This window comes from Rossellomorea sp. GCM10028870, from assembly GCF_042666755.1.
In the GTDB taxonomy this organism is placed as follows: Bacteria; Bacillota; Bacilli; order Bacillales; family Bacillaceae_B; genus Rossellomorea.
The window spans coordinates 159122-178095 of the sequence record NZ_JBHTGN010000003.1; the positions used below are offsets into that span (position 1 = coordinate 159122).

General features: G+C 41.6%; 23 protein-coding genes and 1 pseudogene. 11 read left to right on the top strand and 13 right to left on the bottom strand.

The annotated features are described in order from the left end of the window. Nucleotides 1-45 precede the first annotated feature (45 nt). On the top strand, nt 46-360 hold the full coding sequence (locus ACFQWC_RS14705; RefSeq protein ID WP_299743568.1) for a thioredoxin family protein: 315 nt from the start codon (nt 46-48) through the stop codon (nt 358-360). Between the two features lie 62 nt (nt 361-422). Here the strand turns inward: ACFQWC_RS14705 and ACFQWC_RS14710 are convergent, their stop codons facing one another. From ACFQWC_RS14710 to ACFQWC_RS14730, 5 genes are all read right to left on the bottom strand, one after another. Next, nucleotides 423-1847 carry an esterase/lipase family protein gene (locus tag ACFQWC_RS14710; protein ID WP_341356905.1) on the bottom strand — a complete coding sequence of 475 codons (1425 nt, stop codon included), beginning with the start codon at nt 1845-1847 and terminating at the stop codon, nt 423-425. 203 nt (nt 1848-2050) lie between these two features. Next, nucleotides 2051-3232, bottom strand: a complete 1182-nt coding sequence (locus ACFQWC_RS14715; protein WP_377108187.1) for a GTP-binding protein — start codon at nt 3230-3232, stop codon at nt 2051-2053. A 41-nt stretch (nt 3233-3273) separates the two neighbouring features. Next, nucleotides 3274-4431: an FAD/NAD(P)-binding protein gene (locus tag ACFQWC_RS14720; protein WP_341356906.1), complete on the bottom strand. Its 1158-nt coding sequence runs from the start codon at nt 4429-4431 to the stop codon at nt 3274-3276. 96 nt (nt 4432-4527) lie between these two features. Continuing rightward, on the bottom strand, nt 4528-5430 hold the full coding sequence (locus tag ACFQWC_RS14725; protein WP_299743556.1) for a TIGR03943 family putative permease subunit: 903 nt from the start codon (nt 5428-5430) through the stop codon (nt 4528-4530). Between the two features lie 14 nt (nt 5431-5444). Further along, nucleotides 5445-6443 (bottom strand): permease, encoded by a 999-nt coding sequence (locus tag ACFQWC_RS14730; RefSeq protein WP_299743553.1) that lies wholly within the window; start codon nt 6441-6443, stop codon nt 5445-5447. A gap of 189 nt (nt 6444-6632) precedes the next feature. Here ACFQWC_RS14730 and ACFQWC_RS14735 point away from each other — a divergent pair, with 189 nt between their 5' ends. Beyond that, on the top strand, nt 6633-6773 hold the full coding sequence (locus ACFQWC_RS14735; protein WP_377108190.1) for a hypothetical protein: 141 nt from the start codon (nt 6633-6635) through the stop codon (nt 6771-6773). 69 nt (nt 6774-6842) lie between these two features. Here ACFQWC_RS14735 and ACFQWC_RS14740 read toward each other — a convergent pair whose 3' ends face one another. After that, nucleotides 6843-6998: a hypothetical protein gene (locus ACFQWC_RS14740; RefSeq protein ID WP_341356908.1), complete on the bottom strand. Its 156-nt coding sequence runs from the start codon at nt 6996-6998 to the stop codon at nt 6843-6845. Nucleotides 6999-7112: 114 nt separating this feature from the next. On the opposite strand from ACFQWC_RS14740, the gene ACFQWC_RS14745 reads away from it, so the two are divergent. After that, complete coding sequence (locus ACFQWC_RS14745) at nt 7113-7292, top strand: H-type small acid-soluble spore protein (protein ID WP_299743545.1); 180 nt, start codon at nt 7113-7115, stop codon at nt 7290-7292. Between the two features lie 68 nt (nt 7293-7360). Here ACFQWC_RS14745 and ACFQWC_RS14750 read toward each other — a convergent pair whose 3' ends face one another. The 5 genes from ACFQWC_RS14750 to ACFQWC_RS14770 form a co-directional block, all read right to left on the bottom strand. Beyond that, nucleotides 7361-8740, bottom strand: a complete 1380-nt coding sequence (locus tag ACFQWC_RS14750) for an alkaline phosphatase (protein ID WP_377108192.1) — start codon at nt 8738-8740, stop codon at nt 7361-7363. Nucleotides 8741-8911: 171 nt separating this feature from the next. Then, on the bottom strand, nt 8912-9769 hold the full coding sequence (locus tag ACFQWC_RS14755) for a dimethylarginine dimethylaminohydrolase family protein (protein ID WP_299743539.1): 858 nt from the start codon (nt 9767-9769) through the stop codon (nt 8912-8914). Nucleotides 9770-9958: 189 nt separating this feature from the next. Then, the gene (locus ACFQWC_RS14760; RefSeq protein ID WP_299743536.1) at nt 9959-10243 is read right to left on the bottom strand and encodes a hypothetical protein; all 285 of its coding nucleotides are present in this window, start codon (nt 10241-10243) and stop codon (nt 9959-9961) included. A 149-nt stretch (nt 10244-10392) separates the two neighbouring features. Further along, a complete protein-coding gene (locus tag ACFQWC_RS14765) occupies nt 10393-11973 on the bottom strand; it encodes a long-chain-fatty-acid--CoA ligase (protein ID WP_341356910.1) in 1581 nt (526 codons plus the stop codon). A gap of 190 nt (nt 11974-12163) precedes the next feature. After that, nucleotides 12164-13615, bottom strand: coding sequence for a DEAD/DEAH box helicase (locus ACFQWC_RS14770; protein WP_377108195.1), 1452 nt, complete (start codon nt 13613-13615; stop codon nt 12164-12166). An 89-nt stretch (nt 13616-13704) separates the two neighbouring features. Here ACFQWC_RS14770 and ACFQWC_RS14775 point away from each other — a divergent pair, with 89 nt between their 5' ends. The 5 genes and pseudogenes from ACFQWC_RS14775 to ACFQWC_RS14795 all read left to right on the top strand — a co-directional run bounded on the left by ACFQWC_RS14775 (nt 13705) and on the right by ACFQWC_RS14795 (nt 15725). Then, nucleotides 13705-14160, top strand: a complete 456-nt coding sequence (locus ACFQWC_RS14775) for a hypothetical protein (protein WP_299744011.1) — start codon at nt 13705-13707, stop codon at nt 14158-14160. A gap of 105 nt (nt 14161-14265) precedes the next feature. Further along, the gene (locus tag ACFQWC_RS14780) at nt 14266-14394 is read left to right on the top strand and encodes a hypothetical protein (protein ID WP_377108197.1); all 129 of its coding nucleotides are present in this window, start codon (nt 14266-14268) and stop codon (nt 14392-14394) included. Continuing rightward, complete coding sequence (locus ACFQWC_RS14785) at nt 14388-14687, top strand: hypothetical protein (protein WP_377108199.1); 300 nt, start codon at nt 14388-14390, stop codon at nt 14685-14687. The genes ACFQWC_RS14780 and ACFQWC_RS14785 overlap by 7 nt, the downstream gene beginning before the upstream one ends. A 131-nt stretch (nt 14688-14818) precedes the next feature. Beyond that, on the top strand, nt 14819-15355 hold the full coding sequence (locus ACFQWC_RS14790; protein ID WP_148970101.1) for a flavodoxin family protein: 537 nt from the start codon (nt 14819-14821) through the stop codon (nt 15353-15355). Nucleotides 15356-15442: 87 nt separating this feature from the next. Beyond that, nucleotides 15443-15725 (top strand): annotated as a pseudogene (locus ACFQWC_RS14795) (hypothetical protein). Here the strand turns inward: ACFQWC_RS14795 and ACFQWC_RS14800 are convergent. Continuing rightward, a complete protein-coding gene (locus ACFQWC_RS14800; protein ID WP_377108201.1) occupies nt 15628-16698 on the bottom strand; it encodes a nuclease-related domain-containing protein in 1071 nt (356 codons plus the stop codon). The pseudogene ACFQWC_RS14795 and the gene ACFQWC_RS14800 sit on opposite strands and share 98 nt — an antisense overlap. A 36-nt stretch (nt 16699-16734) precedes the next feature. On the opposite strand from ACFQWC_RS14800, the gene ACFQWC_RS14805 reads away from it, so the two are divergent. Then, a complete protein-coding gene (locus ACFQWC_RS14805) occupies nt 16735-16947 on the top strand; it encodes a hypothetical protein (RefSeq protein WP_377108203.1) in 213 nt (70 codons plus the stop codon). Nucleotides 16948-17200: 253 nt separating this feature from the next. Here the strand turns inward: ACFQWC_RS14805 and ACFQWC_RS14810 are convergent, their stop codons facing one another. Beyond that, complete coding sequence (locus tag ACFQWC_RS14810; protein ID WP_299743514.1) at nt 17201-17641, bottom strand: MarR family winged helix-turn-helix transcriptional regulator; 441 nt, start codon at nt 17639-17641, stop codon at nt 17201-17203. A 178-nt stretch (nt 17642-17819) separates the two neighbouring features. On the opposite strand from ACFQWC_RS14810, the gene ACFQWC_RS14815 reads away from it, so the two are divergent. Then, nucleotides 17820-18242 carry an organic hydroperoxide resistance protein gene (locus tag ACFQWC_RS14815; RefSeq protein WP_299743511.1) on the top strand — a complete coding sequence of 141 codons (423 nt, stop codon included), beginning with the start codon at nt 17820-17822 and terminating at the stop codon, nt 18240-18242. A gap of 135 nt (nt 18243-18377) precedes the next feature. Then, on the top strand, nt 18378-18788 hold the full coding sequence (locus ACFQWC_RS14820) for a VOC family protein (protein WP_377108517.1): 411 nt from the start codon (nt 18378-18380) through the stop codon (nt 18786-18788). Nucleotides 18789-18974 lie beyond the last annotated feature (186 nt).

Below are 18974 nucleotides of genomic sequence, written 5' to 3' on the forward strand. Positions count from 1 at the left end.
GATTGTTTGTTTGTATAAAATAATGTAGAAAGGGAGGTTAACAACATGCAATCAATCAAAAACAAAGAAACCTTTGAAGATTTAATCACTTCGGCAGAGCCGGTGATCGTGAAATTCCATGCAGACTGGTGTCCTGACTGCCGTCGTATGGATATGTTCATTGATGAGATCATGGAAGAGTTCGGTCAATATAAATGGTACGACATTAATAAAGACGAATTTCCTGAAATCGCCGAAAAATATGACGTCATGGGCATCCCCAGCCTGCTGGTTTACAAAAACGGCGAAAAAATCGCTCACCTGCACAGCGCCAACGCCAAAACACCAGAACAGGTAACAGAATTCCTTGGCGCACTATAATCCAGAGGTCCGTCCCCGTTTATGCAGAGGGACGGACCTTTCATTTAAGTCACCTCAAACCATTAATTGATATTCCCCTTTCCATCTACATAAACGGTTTGAATAATCGTTCTCTGAAATTTGTTTCCCTCCTGGGTTTCTCCTTCTATATCGATGGTGATGTTATGGACTCCTTCTTCAAATTCAGCTAAAGGCAAAGAAGATAGATCTTCAGTTGTAATGAGGGTGGTTTGCTTTTTGTTTCCGCTCTTCATTGGGATATGGTGAATGGTATATGTTTTCTTCACAGGTTTGTCGAGTATATTCCATGAACCCATTAAAGATTCTCCATCACCCGTCAATTGATTCCCTCCTTTACTAACCCCTTTCTGAAACAGAATGGTCAGCATGTATTTTTCACTTTGACTATTATGTGCCCTCATTTCCCACTGTCCCAAAAGGGGCTTGGAAATGATAATGGAATGATGATAAGCGCCTGGGAAAAAGCCTGTCGCATCTTCCGTAATCATGAACTGTTTATACACTTGCCCGTTCGGACTAATGAGCTCATAGAGCGTAAACTGTTGATCACTGATCCAGTCCACCGAGATTTTCTCTACCTCTTCCTCGACAGAAAATTTCTCCACTCCAATACCCATAAATGCCCCGCCTCTATGGAGGACCGATGTTTCTCCCTCTTTTGCATGCTCGCTCACGGCAGCATAGGATATCTCTTGCACCTCTTCTGTTAAGAGATCCTTTAAATAAGGGAAGATCTCCCCGCCCTCTTTTATCGTCGTATGAGACCAATCCCGGACCTGCACCTCACCCCCATACGGAAGGCGTGAACTTGTTACCAGAACCGCTCCATCACTTTGTCCAAATCGGCTTAAGTATAACCCGCCCCAAAACAATTCAGAATTCACCCCTCCCCATCCTGTACCACCGAATGTATAGAATGGGGTGGCTTTGGCGAGATCAAGTTCGTCCGTCTGGGAACGAAAAGATTTCATATATCCCGTTTGCAAGGAGAACACGGCATTATTTTTACTCTTTAAAGCATCCGTTAACCAGCCGGCCCATTTACTATAGGCAAGGTCTGCAAGCTCTGATCCATGATGAGGAGACGAAAGAGTGATGACTCTCTCTACATAGGGTCCGGCACCATAATGAACCAATGCGGTTTGAACATCGATCCCTCCCTTACTATGCCCCACAACCACTACCTTCCTCTTAAAATAGTCGTAAATCTCACGAAGCTTCCCCTCTAAAATCTGCCCATTTTTCCACATATCTTCGTCTGGATGCAAATCAATGAAAACGGCTTGGTGCCCATATTTCCGTGTGAATTCCTGTAGATCGTTTTCTCTAATCCACGTGTCTGATGAGGCATGAATTCCATGAATAAATAAAATCGGATAGCCCTCCGACCCTTCTGCCATTTCATCCACAAACCACCTGCCCGGTATTCCAGACGCATTCTTCATCCCTTCCATTTTCTCATGCAATTCTATTACCTCCCTCTAGATTCCTATCTTCATTATCGTTTAGAAGAATCAAAATATCAGCAGGAATGTTAAATATAGGCATATAGATACAAGCTCCATGTTCGCAGTGCATCTTATCCAGAAGTCCAGTTTCATAATTTGTCATCAATACGATAAACTAAAAAAAATCCAGGCGCGTTCATGCGCCTGGATTTTTCCATCTATTAAACTTCCACTGTAAAAGCAGGGATCGGGTCTTTAAATCCAGTCCAATCCTCTGTCATTTCTTTTTCTGTTAGCAAGCAGCTATCCAATGACTGCTCGATTTCTTCCCTGTTCATCTCAAGACCGATAAACACGATTTCATTCATTCGATCCCCATAAACAGGGTCCCATTTCTCTGCTAATTCCACTTCTTCAGCAAGGATTTCTTTTCTCTCATCTTCAGGATAAGCAGCTACCCATTCCCCTGCTCCCTGGATGATGATCGATGGGCCTGCCTGGGACAATAAGCCCGTCATGTCGTTACGGGTCGGCAGCCAAAAGAAGCCCTTTGCACGCACGATGTCTACCGGCCAATCCTCCATCCAAGCCATGAAACGTTCTGGGTGAAAAGGCTTGTTACGGCGATAGACAAAAGAAGAAATTCCATATTCCTCAGTCTCGGGTGTATGTTCTTCTTGTAATTCTTTTATCCACCCGGCTGCCTGGCTTGCTTTTTCAAAATCGAATAGTCGGGTGTTCAGTACGTAATCTAATGAAATCTTAGAATGTGAGGTTTCGATGATTCTCGCTTCCGGGTTCAACTTATGAAGAACAGCTTTTAATTCTATTACATCCACTTCTTCCACTAAGTCTATTTTATTTAACACAATCACATTCGCAAACTCTATTTGATCAATCAGCAAATCCACTACTTCCCTTGTATCCCCTTCGTCTGTTGCCTCAGAGCAATCCAGCAACGTTTCACCACTTGCAAAATCATGCCAGAATCGATTGGCATCCACAACCGTCACCATTGTATCCAGTCTTGTGTTTCTTGTTAAATCAATGTCCATCTCCTCATCCATATATGTGAATGTTTGAGCTACAGGAATCGGTTCCGAGATCCCGGTAGACTCGATCACAATATAATCGATATTCCCCTGATCGACCAATCGCTGGACTTCTATCATTAAATCTTCCCTTAAGGTGCAGCAAATACAACCATTTTGAAGCTCGACTAGTTTTTCTTCTGTTCTAGTGAATCCGCCACTCTTCACGAGGGACGCATCGATATTCACTTCACTCATATCATTCACAATAACCGCTATTCGCTTATCTTCCCGATTATGTAAAATATGATTTAATAATGTCGTCTTGCCTGATCCTAAATAACCGCTTAATACTGTTACTGGTACTTTCATAATAAACATTCATCTCCTTTTAAATTCGAAATCATTACGATTTAAGTTGTATGGTTCACTATTCTTTCTGCTGCTTTCCTTGCACCTGAAATATTACGCGAGGGCGGCCCGATTTCTAACTCAGCCAGTGGTCCCGTAACAAATAAATGATTACACCATGACAAGTCCTCTTTCACTATCGGAAAACCACATTTCGCACACGCTAACTTTTCTTTTTGAATGAGTTTTTGCAGCCAGTCCACTTTCATGACCTCTCTTGAAAATCCGGTGGCAAATAGTATCGTCTTTGCTTTTACACTCGACTCTGCCTTCGTTAAATGCAGTATAATCTCATCGCCTAATACATCCCATGATTGGATTTCATCTTGGATAAAGGTGAACGTGTTGCTTCGTTTCAAATTTCTCAACTTATTAGCTAATTCACTTGGCATAGACCCTTTATGACGGGCATGATCAATGACCTCTCTTCTGTGTTCGTACCTGTGAATATTTACAAATCCATTCATGTATTTAGGTCCAAGCCAGCCTGGATCACTATCAAAATCGTTTACTCTATAAGGGTGACGGGCTATTTGATATACATGTCCGGGGAATTGTTTGCTTAGCTTAACCACCATGTGGGCAGCGGAGATCCCTCCACCTATCACGACGATTGGTGGCTCTATTCTCAGAAGGGACTCAGCAAATAAATGTCCAACTTGTTTTGGGCGTGACGCAACAAGAGCACTTCCCCAAGAGGGATAAGCCAATTTATTATTCATTCCCGTTGCAATCACAATGTTATTCCCATGAAAATGGTCCAAACTACTGGTTCTTACTATCCAACCGTTATCTCCTTTCTCAACGTGGTCCACCTTTCCCTGAAACCAGGCTTTAGATATTTTTATTCCTTCCAAGACAGCGTTACTATGCTGATTGAATAGAGTAAGAGCCGGCCGCTTATATGGTCCGTAGAAATTTTCTCCTCCACCCTTCTTAAAGGATTTCAGACTAAATGGATGTGTATCCAAATGGTGGACAAAAGGTGAACGCAAATACGGCATGTCAATTAAACCAGTCAGCCTTTTCCATTTAAATAATGGCCCTGGGTAAGGATCAATTACACATATCTTATGAATTGGCACCTTTTTCTTTTTCACAAGATACGTAGCCACGGTGCATCCATGGATACCTCCACCGATTATGATCCATTCATACATATTCTCACCACCTGATTATGCCTATTAAAACGAAATAATTACGATTTATTGATTATGAGAGAATCCTTACTTACATAAAAGTAAGGATTCTTTCGTTTATTCAATTTTAATAAAAAACTCTTCTACATAAGGATTAGCAGGCGGGTCGATTACTTCAAACACCGGATTCTTTATTACAGGCATTTCCTGACCATTAAAATCTACCTTATCAATCACGCCACTCACATTAATCCATGTATCTGGTTCCAGTTTACTCAGTTCTGAATCACGTGCCAATAAACCATAAACCGAGGCATCGGCTACGCAGCATGTAACGGTGAAACGGGAAATGACCAATTCTTCCTCTGCAAATCCTTCATCTTTATAAACAAAACCTGTAAGCTGAATTTCTTTACCGACGAAGTTGTCAAGATTTTCATCCACAATACTTAATGTTTGAATATATTGTTCATCTCTTACGAATATTTTTTCTTTTTTATTTACTATCTCTTTCAACTTGTCGAAATCCTTTTCCACAGGAAACTCATCATACGGTCCGAGGGTAGGCTCAGTTGCAAACGAATTTTTTTCTGCACTCTCACCTTGATTTACTCCGTTTTGTTCACTGGATGGGGGTGTTGAGAATAGACTATTCCCCACTTTCACCCCTCTCTTAGCCGCAACGGAACTATCCAATAAGTTATCTGGCAGGAGGAATCCCACCACAATTGGAAAAATAAATAGAGCATATACCATGCTGGACCTGATGAACCCTTTAGGCAGTTCATGACCTTCGCAACCACAATGGTGTTCTTTTGCAGAGGCTGAAGATGTACCCCGGATGATTTGAATCGCCCCCAGGAGAATGAAGACCCCCAGAGCAAAATACATATAACCATGCATTTTGGGTGCGACAAAGTTTTGCAAATTAAACGTTAAAAATAGTTTCAATACCAAGAGAGCATAACCAATTAAGATGATCCCTCTGATGAATGTATGGAATTGGATGGATTGTTTCACTCCTCTAGCCTCCTTTACACAAATACTTGGAATACAAGCGTGCAAATATATACTACGATTGTCACGATTCCAATAAAGATCAACACGAATTTTTTATTAAAGTAAGCAAGCATCAATAATGTATTCTTGAAATCAATCATCGGCCCATACACTAAAAATGCCAAAAGGGATGATGCAGAAAAGATACTGCCGAAAGACGAAGCCACGAATGCATCTGCTTCTGAACATAGTGAAATAATATAGGCAAACCCCATCATAACAGCCGGTGCAAGAACCTCATTCGTCCCAATCCCCACTAACAATTCTCTATCAAGATATGTCTGAAATCCCGCTGCAACAAATGCTCCGATGATAAGGAATTTGCCCATGTCAAAAAATTCATCACTGGCATGTACAATTGTCTGCATTAGTTTATTGGATGAGTGATCGTGATGATGCTCTTGGACACGCGCTTTCTGTATTAGCGGGTTTCTCTTTCCATAAAACCTGTACAATAGAGCCCCAATGATTAAGGCAGCTATTAAAGCAATACCCATCCTCCCCCAGACAACCGTCATATTATTTTGGAACGCATAGTAAGTAGATGCGAAGACAATCGGATTTAAAATAGGGGCTGTAACCATGACGACAATCGCAAGATGGGCAGGCATCCCTTTTTTAATTAACCTCCTGGCCACCGGTACAATCGCACATTCACATACAGGAAGCAATGCCCCTACTACAGCTGCAGGAAACAAAGCCAGGTAGGGGAACCTCTTCGGAATGATTTTTTGTAATAACCTCTCAGACACAAATACTTGAATAAGTGCTGATGCGAAGACACCGATTAAGATAAAAGGGATCGCTTCTAAGAGGATACTCAAGAATATGGTAATGACATTCGCCATCGAAGAGGTAAGAAACTCTTCCGGGACATAGACTTTCACCCAATCTCCCGCTAAAAAAAGAACAATGAATAACAAAAATAATAGTATCCCTGTCATCTCTTGACTAAAGCTCCTCAAAGAATTCATTCGTTTACGTTTCCTTTCTTTAGACTGCATTTATTAATCGTAATCATTTCGCTTTACATTATACCTTATTCTTGTCCCAAAAAACTATGCTAAATTATTTTTAATCTTTCTTTAACATTTCAATTCTGCATAACCTAAAGTTATTCTTCAAAAACTAAAGATGAATTGAATAGATTGGAGGGGATTCATATGACGAAAAAGGTCAACAAAGGCAGTGAAAATCAAAATTCACCCAAGCGTGGCACAACAGAGTTTGCTACTGAAATCACGAGTGGAGACAACAGTAAGGGAAATAAACATAATAAAGATCAGCGTAACAAAACGAATTAACAAAAACCTGTCCGATGGAAAATCGGGCAGGTTTTTGTTATTTATAGGTAAAGGATTCAGCTGGTACTCTTACTCATCATCACCGGTAATCTTTACCGCGGCTGTATTATTTTGAATATAAGTGGGCGGCGCCGGATCAGCTTCTTTTTCATTACTTCCATAAAATCTTTCATTCAATTCCATATTTGCTTCTGTAGTCGATGTTCTTTCATCCTGTTTCTTCATGTCATCACCCTTTCACTATTAGCGTATCGGATTCAAAATGAAATATACGCTCATTTTTCTCTAAAAAAAGGACAAACTAACCAATGAAAATAGACTATAAGGAGGAAATGAAGAATGGATTATAATCGTGCAAAACAGATATTATCTTCTTCAGCTGATATTGAAGTAAAATATAAAGATGCATCTGTCTGGATCGACTCTGTTAATGAAGACGGTCAAACAGCCGTTGTTCATCTTCGCGGACCATTAGAAGAACGTTCCGAAGTAAGTGTTTCAGATTTAGAAGAAGCATAATCGTAGAAAAGACCATGCAGCCCTCCCAAAAAGGAAGGAGAAGCATGGTCTCATCATCTGTCTTAAGCTTATTTATCGTCTTTGATTTTCCCTTTGTTTTTAAGAAGGTCAAAAATCATTTTTGCTTGATCTGTGTTATCGATCATGCCCGAGAACTTCTCTTTTTGAGGACCAAATGCATACACAGGAACGTCATCTCCTGTATGTCCATCCGTTGTCCAGCCAGTACCTGAACGTTTGTCGAAGATTTTCTCGATGGCATTATCGATTTCGGTTTGATCGCCTTTTTCTGCTGCTTTTTTCACAGAAGCGATTTCCTCTTCCGTTAACTCAAGGTCGATGTTTTCGGCTAATGTTTCTTCCACTGAAGCACCGTTCACAATTTGTTCAGCCATGAAGTCTGGTGTTTTCTTTGCAGCTTGAATCGGTGCCGGATCCCAATTATATTCACCGTCTGCCCCGATCGAGATTCCCCCTGTAGAATGGTCTGCTGTAACAACTACCAATGTTTCACCATTTTCTTTTGCAAAATCCCTTACTGCTTCAAGTGCCTTCTCAAAGTCTCTCATTTCACTCATAGCCCCGACCACATCATTATCGTGACCAGCCCAGTCGATTTGGCTGCCTTCCACCATAAGGAAGAATCCGTCCTCGTCCCCTTTTAAACGGTCGAGTGCAGATGTCGTCATATCCGCTAAGCTTGGCTGTTCTTTATCACGGTCGATCATCTTGTCCATTCCCACTTCAGAGAAAAGACCAAGAACTTGTTTGTTGTCGTCATTTTTCAGTTCTTCGGCGGATTTTACATAGCTGTAGCCATCCTTTTGGAACTCCTCAGCAAGGTTACGGTCATCACGTTCGAAGAAGTCCGTCCCCCCACCTAACATGACGTCTATCTTATGTTCTCCATTAATCATTTCATCATAGTAGTCATCCGCAATCGCATTTTCGCTTTTACGCTGCTCTTCATGCGCACCATAAGATGCCGGAGTGGCATGGGTGATTTCTGATGTTGCTACGATTCCTGTAGACATGCCGTTTTCTTTCGCCTGCTCTAATACCGTTTTAACATCTGTTTTATCATTATCGACTGCTATCGCATTATTGTAAGTTTTGACTCCGCCGCTCATTGCTGTCGCAGCAGCTGCTGAATCTGTCACGTTTTCTTTCTCATCCTCTGGATAAGTGGATTGTAATCCGACAAGGTAAGGATCGAATGCCGTTTTTTCCATCTCAACTGTTTCAGGATTGTCATTCATATAGCGAAGTGCCGTTGTATAAGGAACGCCCATTCCATCACCGATCATAAAGATGACGTTTTTGGCTTTGCCGTTCTTGGATTCCTTCGCTTGTGCTTCTGTGTTGTCTTGATTCATTCCTATTACACTTCCAAGAGCTAATGTTGACACAACCGCTAACGGAAGAATCTTCTTCATTGATTTCTTCATTTACCCTACCTCCTATAAGTTCGACTACATATGTAGAATAAAGGGGAAATATGAAGAACCATTTGCAAAAGGACTACAGGAGTGTAAAGCTTCTGTAAAATGAAGAAAAACAGGTATAAAGCCACCTGTTTTTCATTAATGAATCTATTCAGTTCATAGTCAATAAGACTTCTATTCTCTAATCAGGGGAAGCGTACAACAACGGAATGAGCCCCCAGACTTGATGATTTCGGATAAATCCAGTTCAATCACGTCAAAACCTTTTGATCTGATTCGTTCATTCAAATCTTGATTTAGAGTAAGACTGATGATTTTCCCATCACCGATTGCTAATACATTGGGTCCCATTTGAAATTGTTCATCATCCGTTACAGTGATGATATTGTAATGCAACTTGATCTTCTCAAGATCCTCTTTTGAAAAGGCAGGTGGATACACAAGGGCCCACCCCTCTGATATGATCGTAAATACACAATCCAAATGAAGAATTCCTTCTTTTAAAGGTAACTCATGAACGGTATATTGGGGGAGCTGATTTCGTAACGATTGGATGGCCAATTGGTTCGTCCGTCCACTCACTCCGATCCAAATATTCTGCTCATCAACGAGCACATCCCCTCCTTCAATGGAATGGAGAAGTTCATGATAAGGCACGTCATTCGTTTCCAGCCAATTCTTCAGCGTTTTCACTTCGCCCCGCCTGACATCGGTATTCATCGATGCAACGAAGAATTGATCATGAATCGTGAAACCGATGTCCCTTGTGAAGACTTGTTCATTAAACTCTGGTGATGGTTGAAGGTGAATGACCTCTGAACCATTTTTCTCTAACGTATCAACAAAGTTTTTATGTTGCTGTACCGCATTATCTATATTGATATTTTCCTTTAGGAAATGCTTTTGAGTCTCATTTATGATTTCATTTATTTGCATATTTTCAGGTGAAACAACAACCACTTTCTTTAACTTTCCATACTCATTGGAACAATGGGTTTTAGATTTTGGAACCAACGGGGAATTTAAACTCATCTTTACGCCCTCCATTTATATACTCTTAAAAACTGCTTTTCCCTGTTATTATGCTGATAAAACTTCCTTTTTATAATTTATGCTGAAGAAGCCTAAACAGGGACGACAGGTATAGTTAATGGGTGTTATATGGGCTACTGTGCACTTCAATTAAAAAAGGACTCAGCTAAGCCCTTTTCAGAATGCCTTCTATTGTTCTTCTGAGGCTTTATCGTCCTTATCCACCTCATCGTCATTCAATGTTTCACCGGAAGGATCTTCATTAAGCGTACCCTCATTATCTTCTTCATCTGCTTTGTCTTCATTCATGGAATCTTCGTTATTCGACTCTTCATTCATAGTGCTTTCATCTTGAGAAGTATCCTGCTGTTCCACGTTATTAGCTTCATCTTCGGCACCTTCATCATTTCCACAACCAGCTAAAACCAAGCCTGCACTCAGCGGTAAAGTTAGTAATAAATTTCTTATTTTCATTAACAATCTCTCCTTTGAAGTGTGTCTGTAAGTGCTTAGTTCTTGTTTACCACGAATAGATTATGATAAACAAATGAGTGAGATTTTGGAAATAAACCCTTTGTTATCCAATGAAAAAAGCGTGCTGTCGCACGCCAAAATAATACTTCCTAATGAACCATCCGGTCATGATCCTTCCAGTATTCTTTTCGGAGCACAACCTTTTGGATTTTTCCTGAAGCGGTCTTAGGTAACTCCTTTGCAAAGGTAATACTCTTCGGTGCTTTGAAGTGGGCAAGCTTTTCTCTGCTGAATTCGATAAGATCCTTTTCCGTTAAGCTGTGACCTTCCCTGATAACAACGACTGCATGGGGCACTTCTCCCCAACGCTCATGGGGGATGGCTACGACCGCTGCTTCGAGGACACTGTCATGTTCATAGAGAGCCCCCTCTACTTCAATGGAAGAGATGTTTTCTCCTCCGCTGATGATGACGTCTTTCATCCGGTCGACAATTTCAATGAAGCCATTCTCGTCGACCGTCGCCATATCACCTGTATGCAGCCATCCATCTCGAATGGCTTGATTGGTTGCTTCGGGGTTTTTAAAATATCCTTCCATCACGGTATTCGTTCTTGTCACGATTTCTCCAATCGCATTCCCGTTACGGGGCACTTCATTACCGAGCTCATCCACTACTTTTACCTTGCTGCCAATCATACTGTAGCCGGCTTTCGCCTTTAACCGGTATTTTTCTTCCTTTGGTCGGTCCTGTTCGGAAGATCTCAGGATGGATGTAGTGATAAGTGGTGATATTTCAGTCATTCCGTACACCTGGATAAACTCCCACTTTAGATCCTCTTCTACCTTTCGGACAAATGCTGGTGGAGGAGCCGAACCCGCAATGACAACCCTTACATCTTGTCCGATCGTCCGCTCCCTGTTCGGATAGTTCTCCAGAAGCATATTCAGAACAGTCGGCGCCATATGCATAACCGTTACGCCGTGCTTCTCGACTTTATCTAAAATCATCTCAGGGTCTACTTTTCTGAGCATCACCTGGGTCGCACCGTTGGCAGTATAATAGAAAGGTGAACCCCAGCCATTCACATGAAACATGGGCAGGACATGGAGTAACGTGTCGCGATCCGAAACCCGTAAATGATGCATGGATGATAGAGCATGCAAATAATTGGACCTGTGGGTGAGGAGCACTCCCTTCGGATCTCCTGTCGTCCCACTCGTATATAATAAAGAAGCGATATCGGTTTCTTCCAAGTCTACGCGATCGAAAGCTTCGTCGCTGAATGAACCGCGCCACTCGTCATAGCCGGGATGTCCATCTATTGACTCACCATGGATCACAATATGCTTTAAATCCGGCACATTAGACAGAATCGGCTGCACCAGCGGATAAAGTTCCTCATCCACAAATAATGCTTTGCTCTCACTATGAGTCAGGATAAATAGATAATCCGCAGGTTTTAAGCGCGTATTAAGTGGTGTCATGATCCCTCCGACACTATAGACCCCATAGAACCCCTCCAGCATCTCTGCGGTATTGGGAGCTAAATACGCAACCTTGTCCCCTTTTTCAATCCCAAATTCCTGTAGCCCCCGGGATAGTTGATTCACGCGGGCATTCAGCTGCTTATACGTCAAACGCTTCACATCATCAATAATCGCTATCTTCTCTCCATATTGTTCGACTGCCCGATCTAAAAAATCCGTTAACACTAAAGGTACATGCATATGTACAACCCATCCCTTCTGTTCGTTAATGACTATTTATATTCATTATTTTAGCAGATCCGGGATATCAATTGGGAATATTCTGAAATTTTATATAATGAGATACTGATTTATAGGGGAGGGCCGTATATTGATGAAAGATGTTCTATAAAAAAAGCATGACGACACATTGGTCACCATGCTTTTTGAGTTAGCGGCCTCTTCTATTTAAAGAGGATTTACCCTGGCTGTTTCTTTTACCGCTGGAGTCGTTTCTTCTTGGTTTGCCGGAATCACTTGATCTGGATTGTCTGCCTCTTGAGGGACTGGCGGAGTCTCCTCCACGTCGGGATGATGATTCTTCCCTTCTCGATCGACGACTGCGTGGCGAATCACCACCGTCACTGTTACGAGACCGGCCACCACGTGGAGACCTTGCTTTTCGCTCTTTATTCGCTTGGATATTCTTTTCACGTCTATCCTTCGCACTTTCATTTGATCCCTTATGGACATCGGCGGTTTCCTTAGAAGGAGCCACCTCCACGACACGACGAGGCAATGAAAGGCCAATGCCTTTTTCAATCATCTCAAGATCCTGCTTGTCCTTCAGTGCAACAAAGGTAATGGCAAGTCCATCTTTTCCGGCACGACCCGTTCGTCCGATTCTGTGAATATAGCTTTCCACATCTTGAGGGATATCATAATTGAACACATGAGTGACTCCTTCAACGTCAAGACCACGAGCCGCCACGTCGGTCGCGATAAGAAGCTGAAGTTTCGCGTCCCTGAACTTCTTCATCACACCTTCTCGTTTCGCTTGAGATAAGTCACCGTGTAGTTCATCCACCAGAAATCCTCTCGTTTTCAGATCACCCAGAAGCTTGCTGACCCTTCTTTTCGTTCGGCAGAAAATGATGCCTAAAAACGGTTGAACGTCAAGAATCGTTTGACTGAGGGCATCTAATTTCTGACGATCCGTCGTTTCTACGATTTCCTGCTGTATTTCCTGTACAATCTTTTCTTTTTCGCGAATCTGTACATTATGAGGGTTATTCATATAGCGCTTGCCGATTTTTCGGATATCCTTTGACATCGTCGCAGAAAATAGAGCGGTTTGACGGGTAAACGGAGTCTCGCGAATAATCGCTTCGACTTCATCGAAAAATCCGATATGAAGCATTTGATCCGCTTCATCCAGTACAAGGAACGATACGTTTGAAAAGTCCACAGTCTCCCGACGAACGTGATCAAGTAAACGACCAGGTGTCCCAATCACGATATGAATCGCTTTATTCTTCAGTCGCTTGATCTGCTTCTCAACATCTTGGCCGCCGTACACAGCTAACACATTTATGTCATCTTCCGTAGAAGAAAGAATCTGATTCAACTCCGCGGTTACTTGAATTGCGAGCTCCCGCGTCGGAGTCACAATAAGAGATTGGATCTCATCTCTCGCTGGATCAATTTTGGAAAGCATAGGCAGGAGAAAAGCCATCGTTTTTCCCGTTCCTGTCTGTGCTTGCCCGATCACATCTTCACCATTTAATAAAACAGGTATGGTTTCGCTCTGGATCGGTGTTGGTTCTGAAATCGATTGTTCTTTTAACGCATTGACGTACTTAGGTTGGATTCCTAAGGAAGTAAAATCATTCAATGGGGTCACCTCTTTGTTCCCATTATACCCTTATCTCTCTTTAGAAAATAGGGCACTGTGTTATAATGGGAAAATCGTAAAATGAAATGAGGAATATGATGTTACCATTTGAAGATAAATTAACCATTATAGAAGAGTTTCCTGAGCTTACACGTAAAAACGTTTCATTGAATAGGGTGAATTTCCACTTTGAAGAAAGTCTCTATGAAAAGACGACTGTGGTATATCACCTGCATCCGAACGGAAACGGTTTTGTTTATACGGGGAGTCTTCCTGACTATAAAGCCAATCAAAAAGGACTCGTGAACATCCGTGATTTCTCGGGTGACGAACTGCGTGACATCATTCGGGCATCCATTGATCATCTGGCTACGGAAGAAGAAATCGTGCCGCCCGTCGAACAGATGTGGAAAGATACTGAAGGTCATTCCCTCATGCTGATCGAAGAAGATGACCGCTGGAATATTTATGCCGGTGATAACCTGGAAGACAGCTTTGGCGGGTATGATGAAGCTGCGTTGTATTTGCGTGAGGAAGGGTTTCGCAGACGGTAATAAGAGGCAGCTTCACGCTTTTCTTGAAAAAGGACGGATTCTTTATCGATTCGTCCTTTTTTGATGGATTATTGCGCTGCATCTGTCATGGGGGAGCGTCCACTTGTGAGAATACAGGTGAAATGGGGGGAAATCCGGCTTGGTTTTTGTGAGAATCCAGGTGAAATTGTGAGGAATCCAGTTGAATTGGTGAAGAATCCGGCCGTTTATCGTGAGAATCCAAGTGAATGGTGAAAAATCCAGCCAGTTTTTGTGAGAATGCAGCCGTTATTGTGAAGAATCCGGCCGTTTTCTCTCATAATCCAGCCGGTTTTGCTAATAATCCGGCCGATTCCGGGAAAAATCCAGCCACTTTACTATTATTACCAAATAGTACTCCAACTCTTATCCCCCCTGTCGATCGTCGTTTGGGAATCATCTCTGTTGCTCGGATATGCGTATATGCATGTGTATGCCTCATCAAGAATCGCATTTACCTTCTCTTATCAAAAGGTGGCATCCAAACGGTTTATTGCTGTAAACTCTAACTATAGATGACTATTGGCAAACAGGATCTATAAGAAGGATCGCAGTCACCGTGGCATCCATTGTCTTCATGTGGAATGCTAAAAATAACGACTCAAACAATACATTTGAATTCATAGAGGAGTGTTGATAAATGAAAGTATTAGCCCTTTTAGGAAGCACACGAAAAAACGGCAACTCAGAATACCTTGCAAAAAAAATCGTAGAAGGAACCGATCACACTGTCGTATCTCTTACGGACCTGCATATTGAACCGATTGAAGACTTAAGACACTCTGAAGGTGGATTCTCTCCAGTCGATGATGATTACGAAAAACTCGTTCAATTAATAGAAGAGCATGACGTATTACTATTTGCTACACCTCTTTATTGGTACGGAATGAGCGGTCCCATGAAAAACTTCTTCGACCGCTGGAGTCAGTACCTGCGCGATGAGCGCTTTAACTTAAAAGAAGAGCTTACGAAGAAGAAAGCATATGTAGTGATTACCGGTGGAAGCTCAGCAAAGATTAAAGGCCTTCCCCTCGTACAGCAGTTCAATTACATCTTTGAATTCGTGAACATGGAATTTGCAGATTATATGATCGGTGCCGGAGTGAAGCCTGGAGAGATTGTGAATGACATAGCAGCCCTTGAAAAAGCTGAGCGTTGGAATGCATTATTTAAATAATGGATGATCCCTTTAAGGGGTCATTTTTTTTGTTAATTTTACCTGATAAGGAAACATTATAAGCAAAATTCTTTACGGAGGCGCTCTATGGATTTTCCGACAATACACACAAACGTCTGGTACGCTGTCATCGCGATTCCTGTGATTATCATCCTCACCCAGCTCATTAAAGTTTTCTTTAAACCTCATGCCTTTTTAGTATATTGCCGTTATTCTTGGCTTGCTTATCTCTATTTTCATCAGTCATAAAGGACACCTTGCTACGGGAATTTTCATGGGGTTCTTCTATGGGTACGCTGCGATCGGGAATTATGCTTCATTGAAGACTTCACTATTGACTTTCCGGGGGGAGAAGGAGGATGCTCCATGAGGGGCGTTAAGTCGTATCTTTTATCTTTGGTTGAGCCAGTTGTTGATAGGTTCATTTTCTGTAAAATCTTACGAGTCGCTGAAGGGGATTCCAATTGTAAAAACTCCCTCGCTTCCCTGTTCGTAATAGAAGGCCGGATAAGAAAAGCATAATCTCTTAACGAATAAACATGAGCATCTTTTTGTACTGATTTACAGCTGCGGCATCTCCAAGTACCACCCATTCTCTCCATTGGTGCGGATTCACACTGAACACAATAGACACCACAAATAATATCTGTTTGTGAAACGTTAAATTGATGAAGAACATCATACGTTTGAGGTGTATGGTGTTTAAGAAGAAGCTTGGTCATTTTGGATAATTCTTTAGGAGTTAATGAAGGGATTGGATAAAAGTGTGTGTAGCTTTCAATTTTGAAGGGAAGCTTCGCACTTCTTACCAGCCTTTGAGTCACCTGCTCTTCCGTGGTGTTTTTTATTTGAGTATGGGGATTCGTAAGTACTACCAGGTGCTCTATTGGTACAGTAGGACATTTATTTTCCATTAACCATCTTTCAAGTAACCATCTTTCAAGCTCCACCTTCTGTCTGTACGCTTGCAGGATTGGATCTGGAAACACTTCTGTTTTACCATTTAACGTTCGAATCATTTGATTGAAGTTTGTATCGATATAGATATCTCCAGCAATGTTTTTCACTTCTAAAATAAGAATAAAATGTCTATGAAGGATTAACGTATCAATTTGAATGAAGGAAGATTTGATTTGTAGACGAAGATCATGAAGGATAACATACTCTTTATCAGGAAGATTGTTCAAATAGTAGTCTAATGATAACTCACCACTATACCCAGCCTTGAATTTACCTAGTTGAGACTCTATTTCAAGTCTTCTCACAAAGTATTTTGACAATCGCCTTAAAAGGGCTTCAAGCTTTGAGATGATAACAGGGGGTTGATGTTCTTTTCCGATCAAATAGATCACTCCTTTAGGTGAATGGGAAGAGTTTCAGTGGGTGACAGAGGTGCTGTTGAAAAAGATCCAACGGTTTTAGGAGACGACGCTGTTTTTGAAGAATTTCAGCCGTTCATGAGGTGGGCAAAGTCTTTCACGGGATTGATCCGGCCGTTTCTGAGGTGGGACGGGGTAATTCAAGAGAGAATCCAGCTGTTTTTTGAAGTAGAACGTTGCTTTCAAGAGATTATCCAGCCGTTTTTGAGGTAGAACGCAGCTTTCAAGAGATCATCCAGCTGTTTTTAAGATAGAACGCAGCTTTCAAGAGATCATCCAGCTGTTTTTCCGGAAAATCCGGCCGTTTCTGAATAAAATCCGTCCGAAACGTGGAGGAAACCAGCCATTTTTAAAAGTAATCCGGCCGAAATCACGAAAAATCCAGCCACTTACCAAATTATAACAAATCCACAACCATGATTCTACAATTTTCTCAAAAAAAAAGATGACCAAAGTCACCCCTACTCTACTCTCTTCTCATACCTTGCAGTCTTCCCAATATCGTGGTTAACGTCTGATCCAACCTCTCCAACTCTTCCCCATCCATCTCTAATCGTTCGAGCAATCGAGTCGGAACACAAGCAGCCTTTTCCTTCATGGCTTCTCCTTTTTGTGTAAGAGAAATCACGACGCTCCGCTCATCTTCAACTGACCGGTGACGCTCGACAAGCCCGTTCGCCTCCATTCTTTTAAGCATCGGAGTTAACGTTCCCGAGTCTAAGAACAATTTACGCCCCAATTCTTTTACAGATGCCGTCCCATCTTCCCAAAGCACTAACAATGCAAGGTATTGCGGATAAGTCACACCGATTTCTTCAAGCAGCCCACGATATAACTTTGTTATCTCCCGCTCTGCTGTATAGATCTTAAAACATATTTGATTTTCTAATAATAATGGATCTTTCATACATGTCGATTCCTTTCTTGAACAAACTAACTTTAGATTATCATACAAAAAAAGATATCAATTATCAAATTTAATTGTACACAACTTAATTGTTGACAACTAAAACCAAAGCCGTTAATATTAGTTTTGTAATATTAAATTACACACAATCAAAACAAACAAATGAGGAGTGAAAGAAATGGAAGCATTATACACAGCAAAAGCAACAGCAACAGGTGGACGCGCCGGAAAAGTAACAAGCAGTGACGGAGTATTGGATGTCGGACTGGCAATGCCTAAATCACTTGGGGGTTCTGGAGCAGAAGGGGCAACGAATCCTGAACAATTGTTCGCAGCTGGATATGCAGCTTGTTTCGATAGCGCTCTTAACTTAGTGGCTCGTCAAGAAAAGAAAAAGATTGAATCGAAAGTAACAGCTGAAGTTTCCATTGGAAAAGATACAGACGGTGGATTCAAACTCGGCGTTGTGTTATCAGTAGCAGTAAGTGGTGTTGAATTAGATGAAGCGAAGCAATTGGTCGAAAAGGCACATGGAGTTTGCCCATATTCTAAAGCAACAAGTGGCAATATCGATGTTGAATTAAATACTGAATCACTTTAAATAATCGCGGATAGGCAATTAACTGCCTATCCCTTTTTTTTCTATAAAAAACGAACGTTTGTTCTTGTTTTATTCCAACGGTTTGGACTATAATGAAGAGGTATTAAAATTCATGTGAACCGGAGTGGAGAAATGATGAAACATCAGGCTGCACCTTATTTTAGTTTTAGTGGCGAAGCGAAAGAAGCATTAGACTATTACAAAGAAGTGTTTGAAGGAGAAGTATTGGCCGTTCAGACTTTTGGTGAGGCCGATTACCCAAGTCCACCGGAGATCGCTGATCAAATCATGCATGCTCACTTTAAAAAAGGAGAGCTTTCCTTTATGATGTCAGATAGCTTTCCCGGTCATCAGCCAACGGCAGGAAACAATATATCCCTTGTCCTTGAGCTGGAAAGCGAAGAGGAAATCGATACTTATTACCGTCGGTTAACTGAAAAAGGAACTGTAGTAATGGAACTTCAAGACACGTTCTGGGGCGCTAAATATGGTAAGGTAAAAGATCCTTATGGCATCTGTTGGGACTTGAATTACACGAAAAAATAAACCAGTGGCTACTGCATCCTCACCCTGAATAAATGCAGTAGCCGTTTTTACTGATGCATTTCGATTGAATTTCTTCCGACTGAAATATTTCTTTATCCTCATACAAATTAATCCCACTTTACTTCTATGATGCTGGAACCCACTAAGACCCTGCGGTACAAAAATATATGTTTTATCCATGACTCT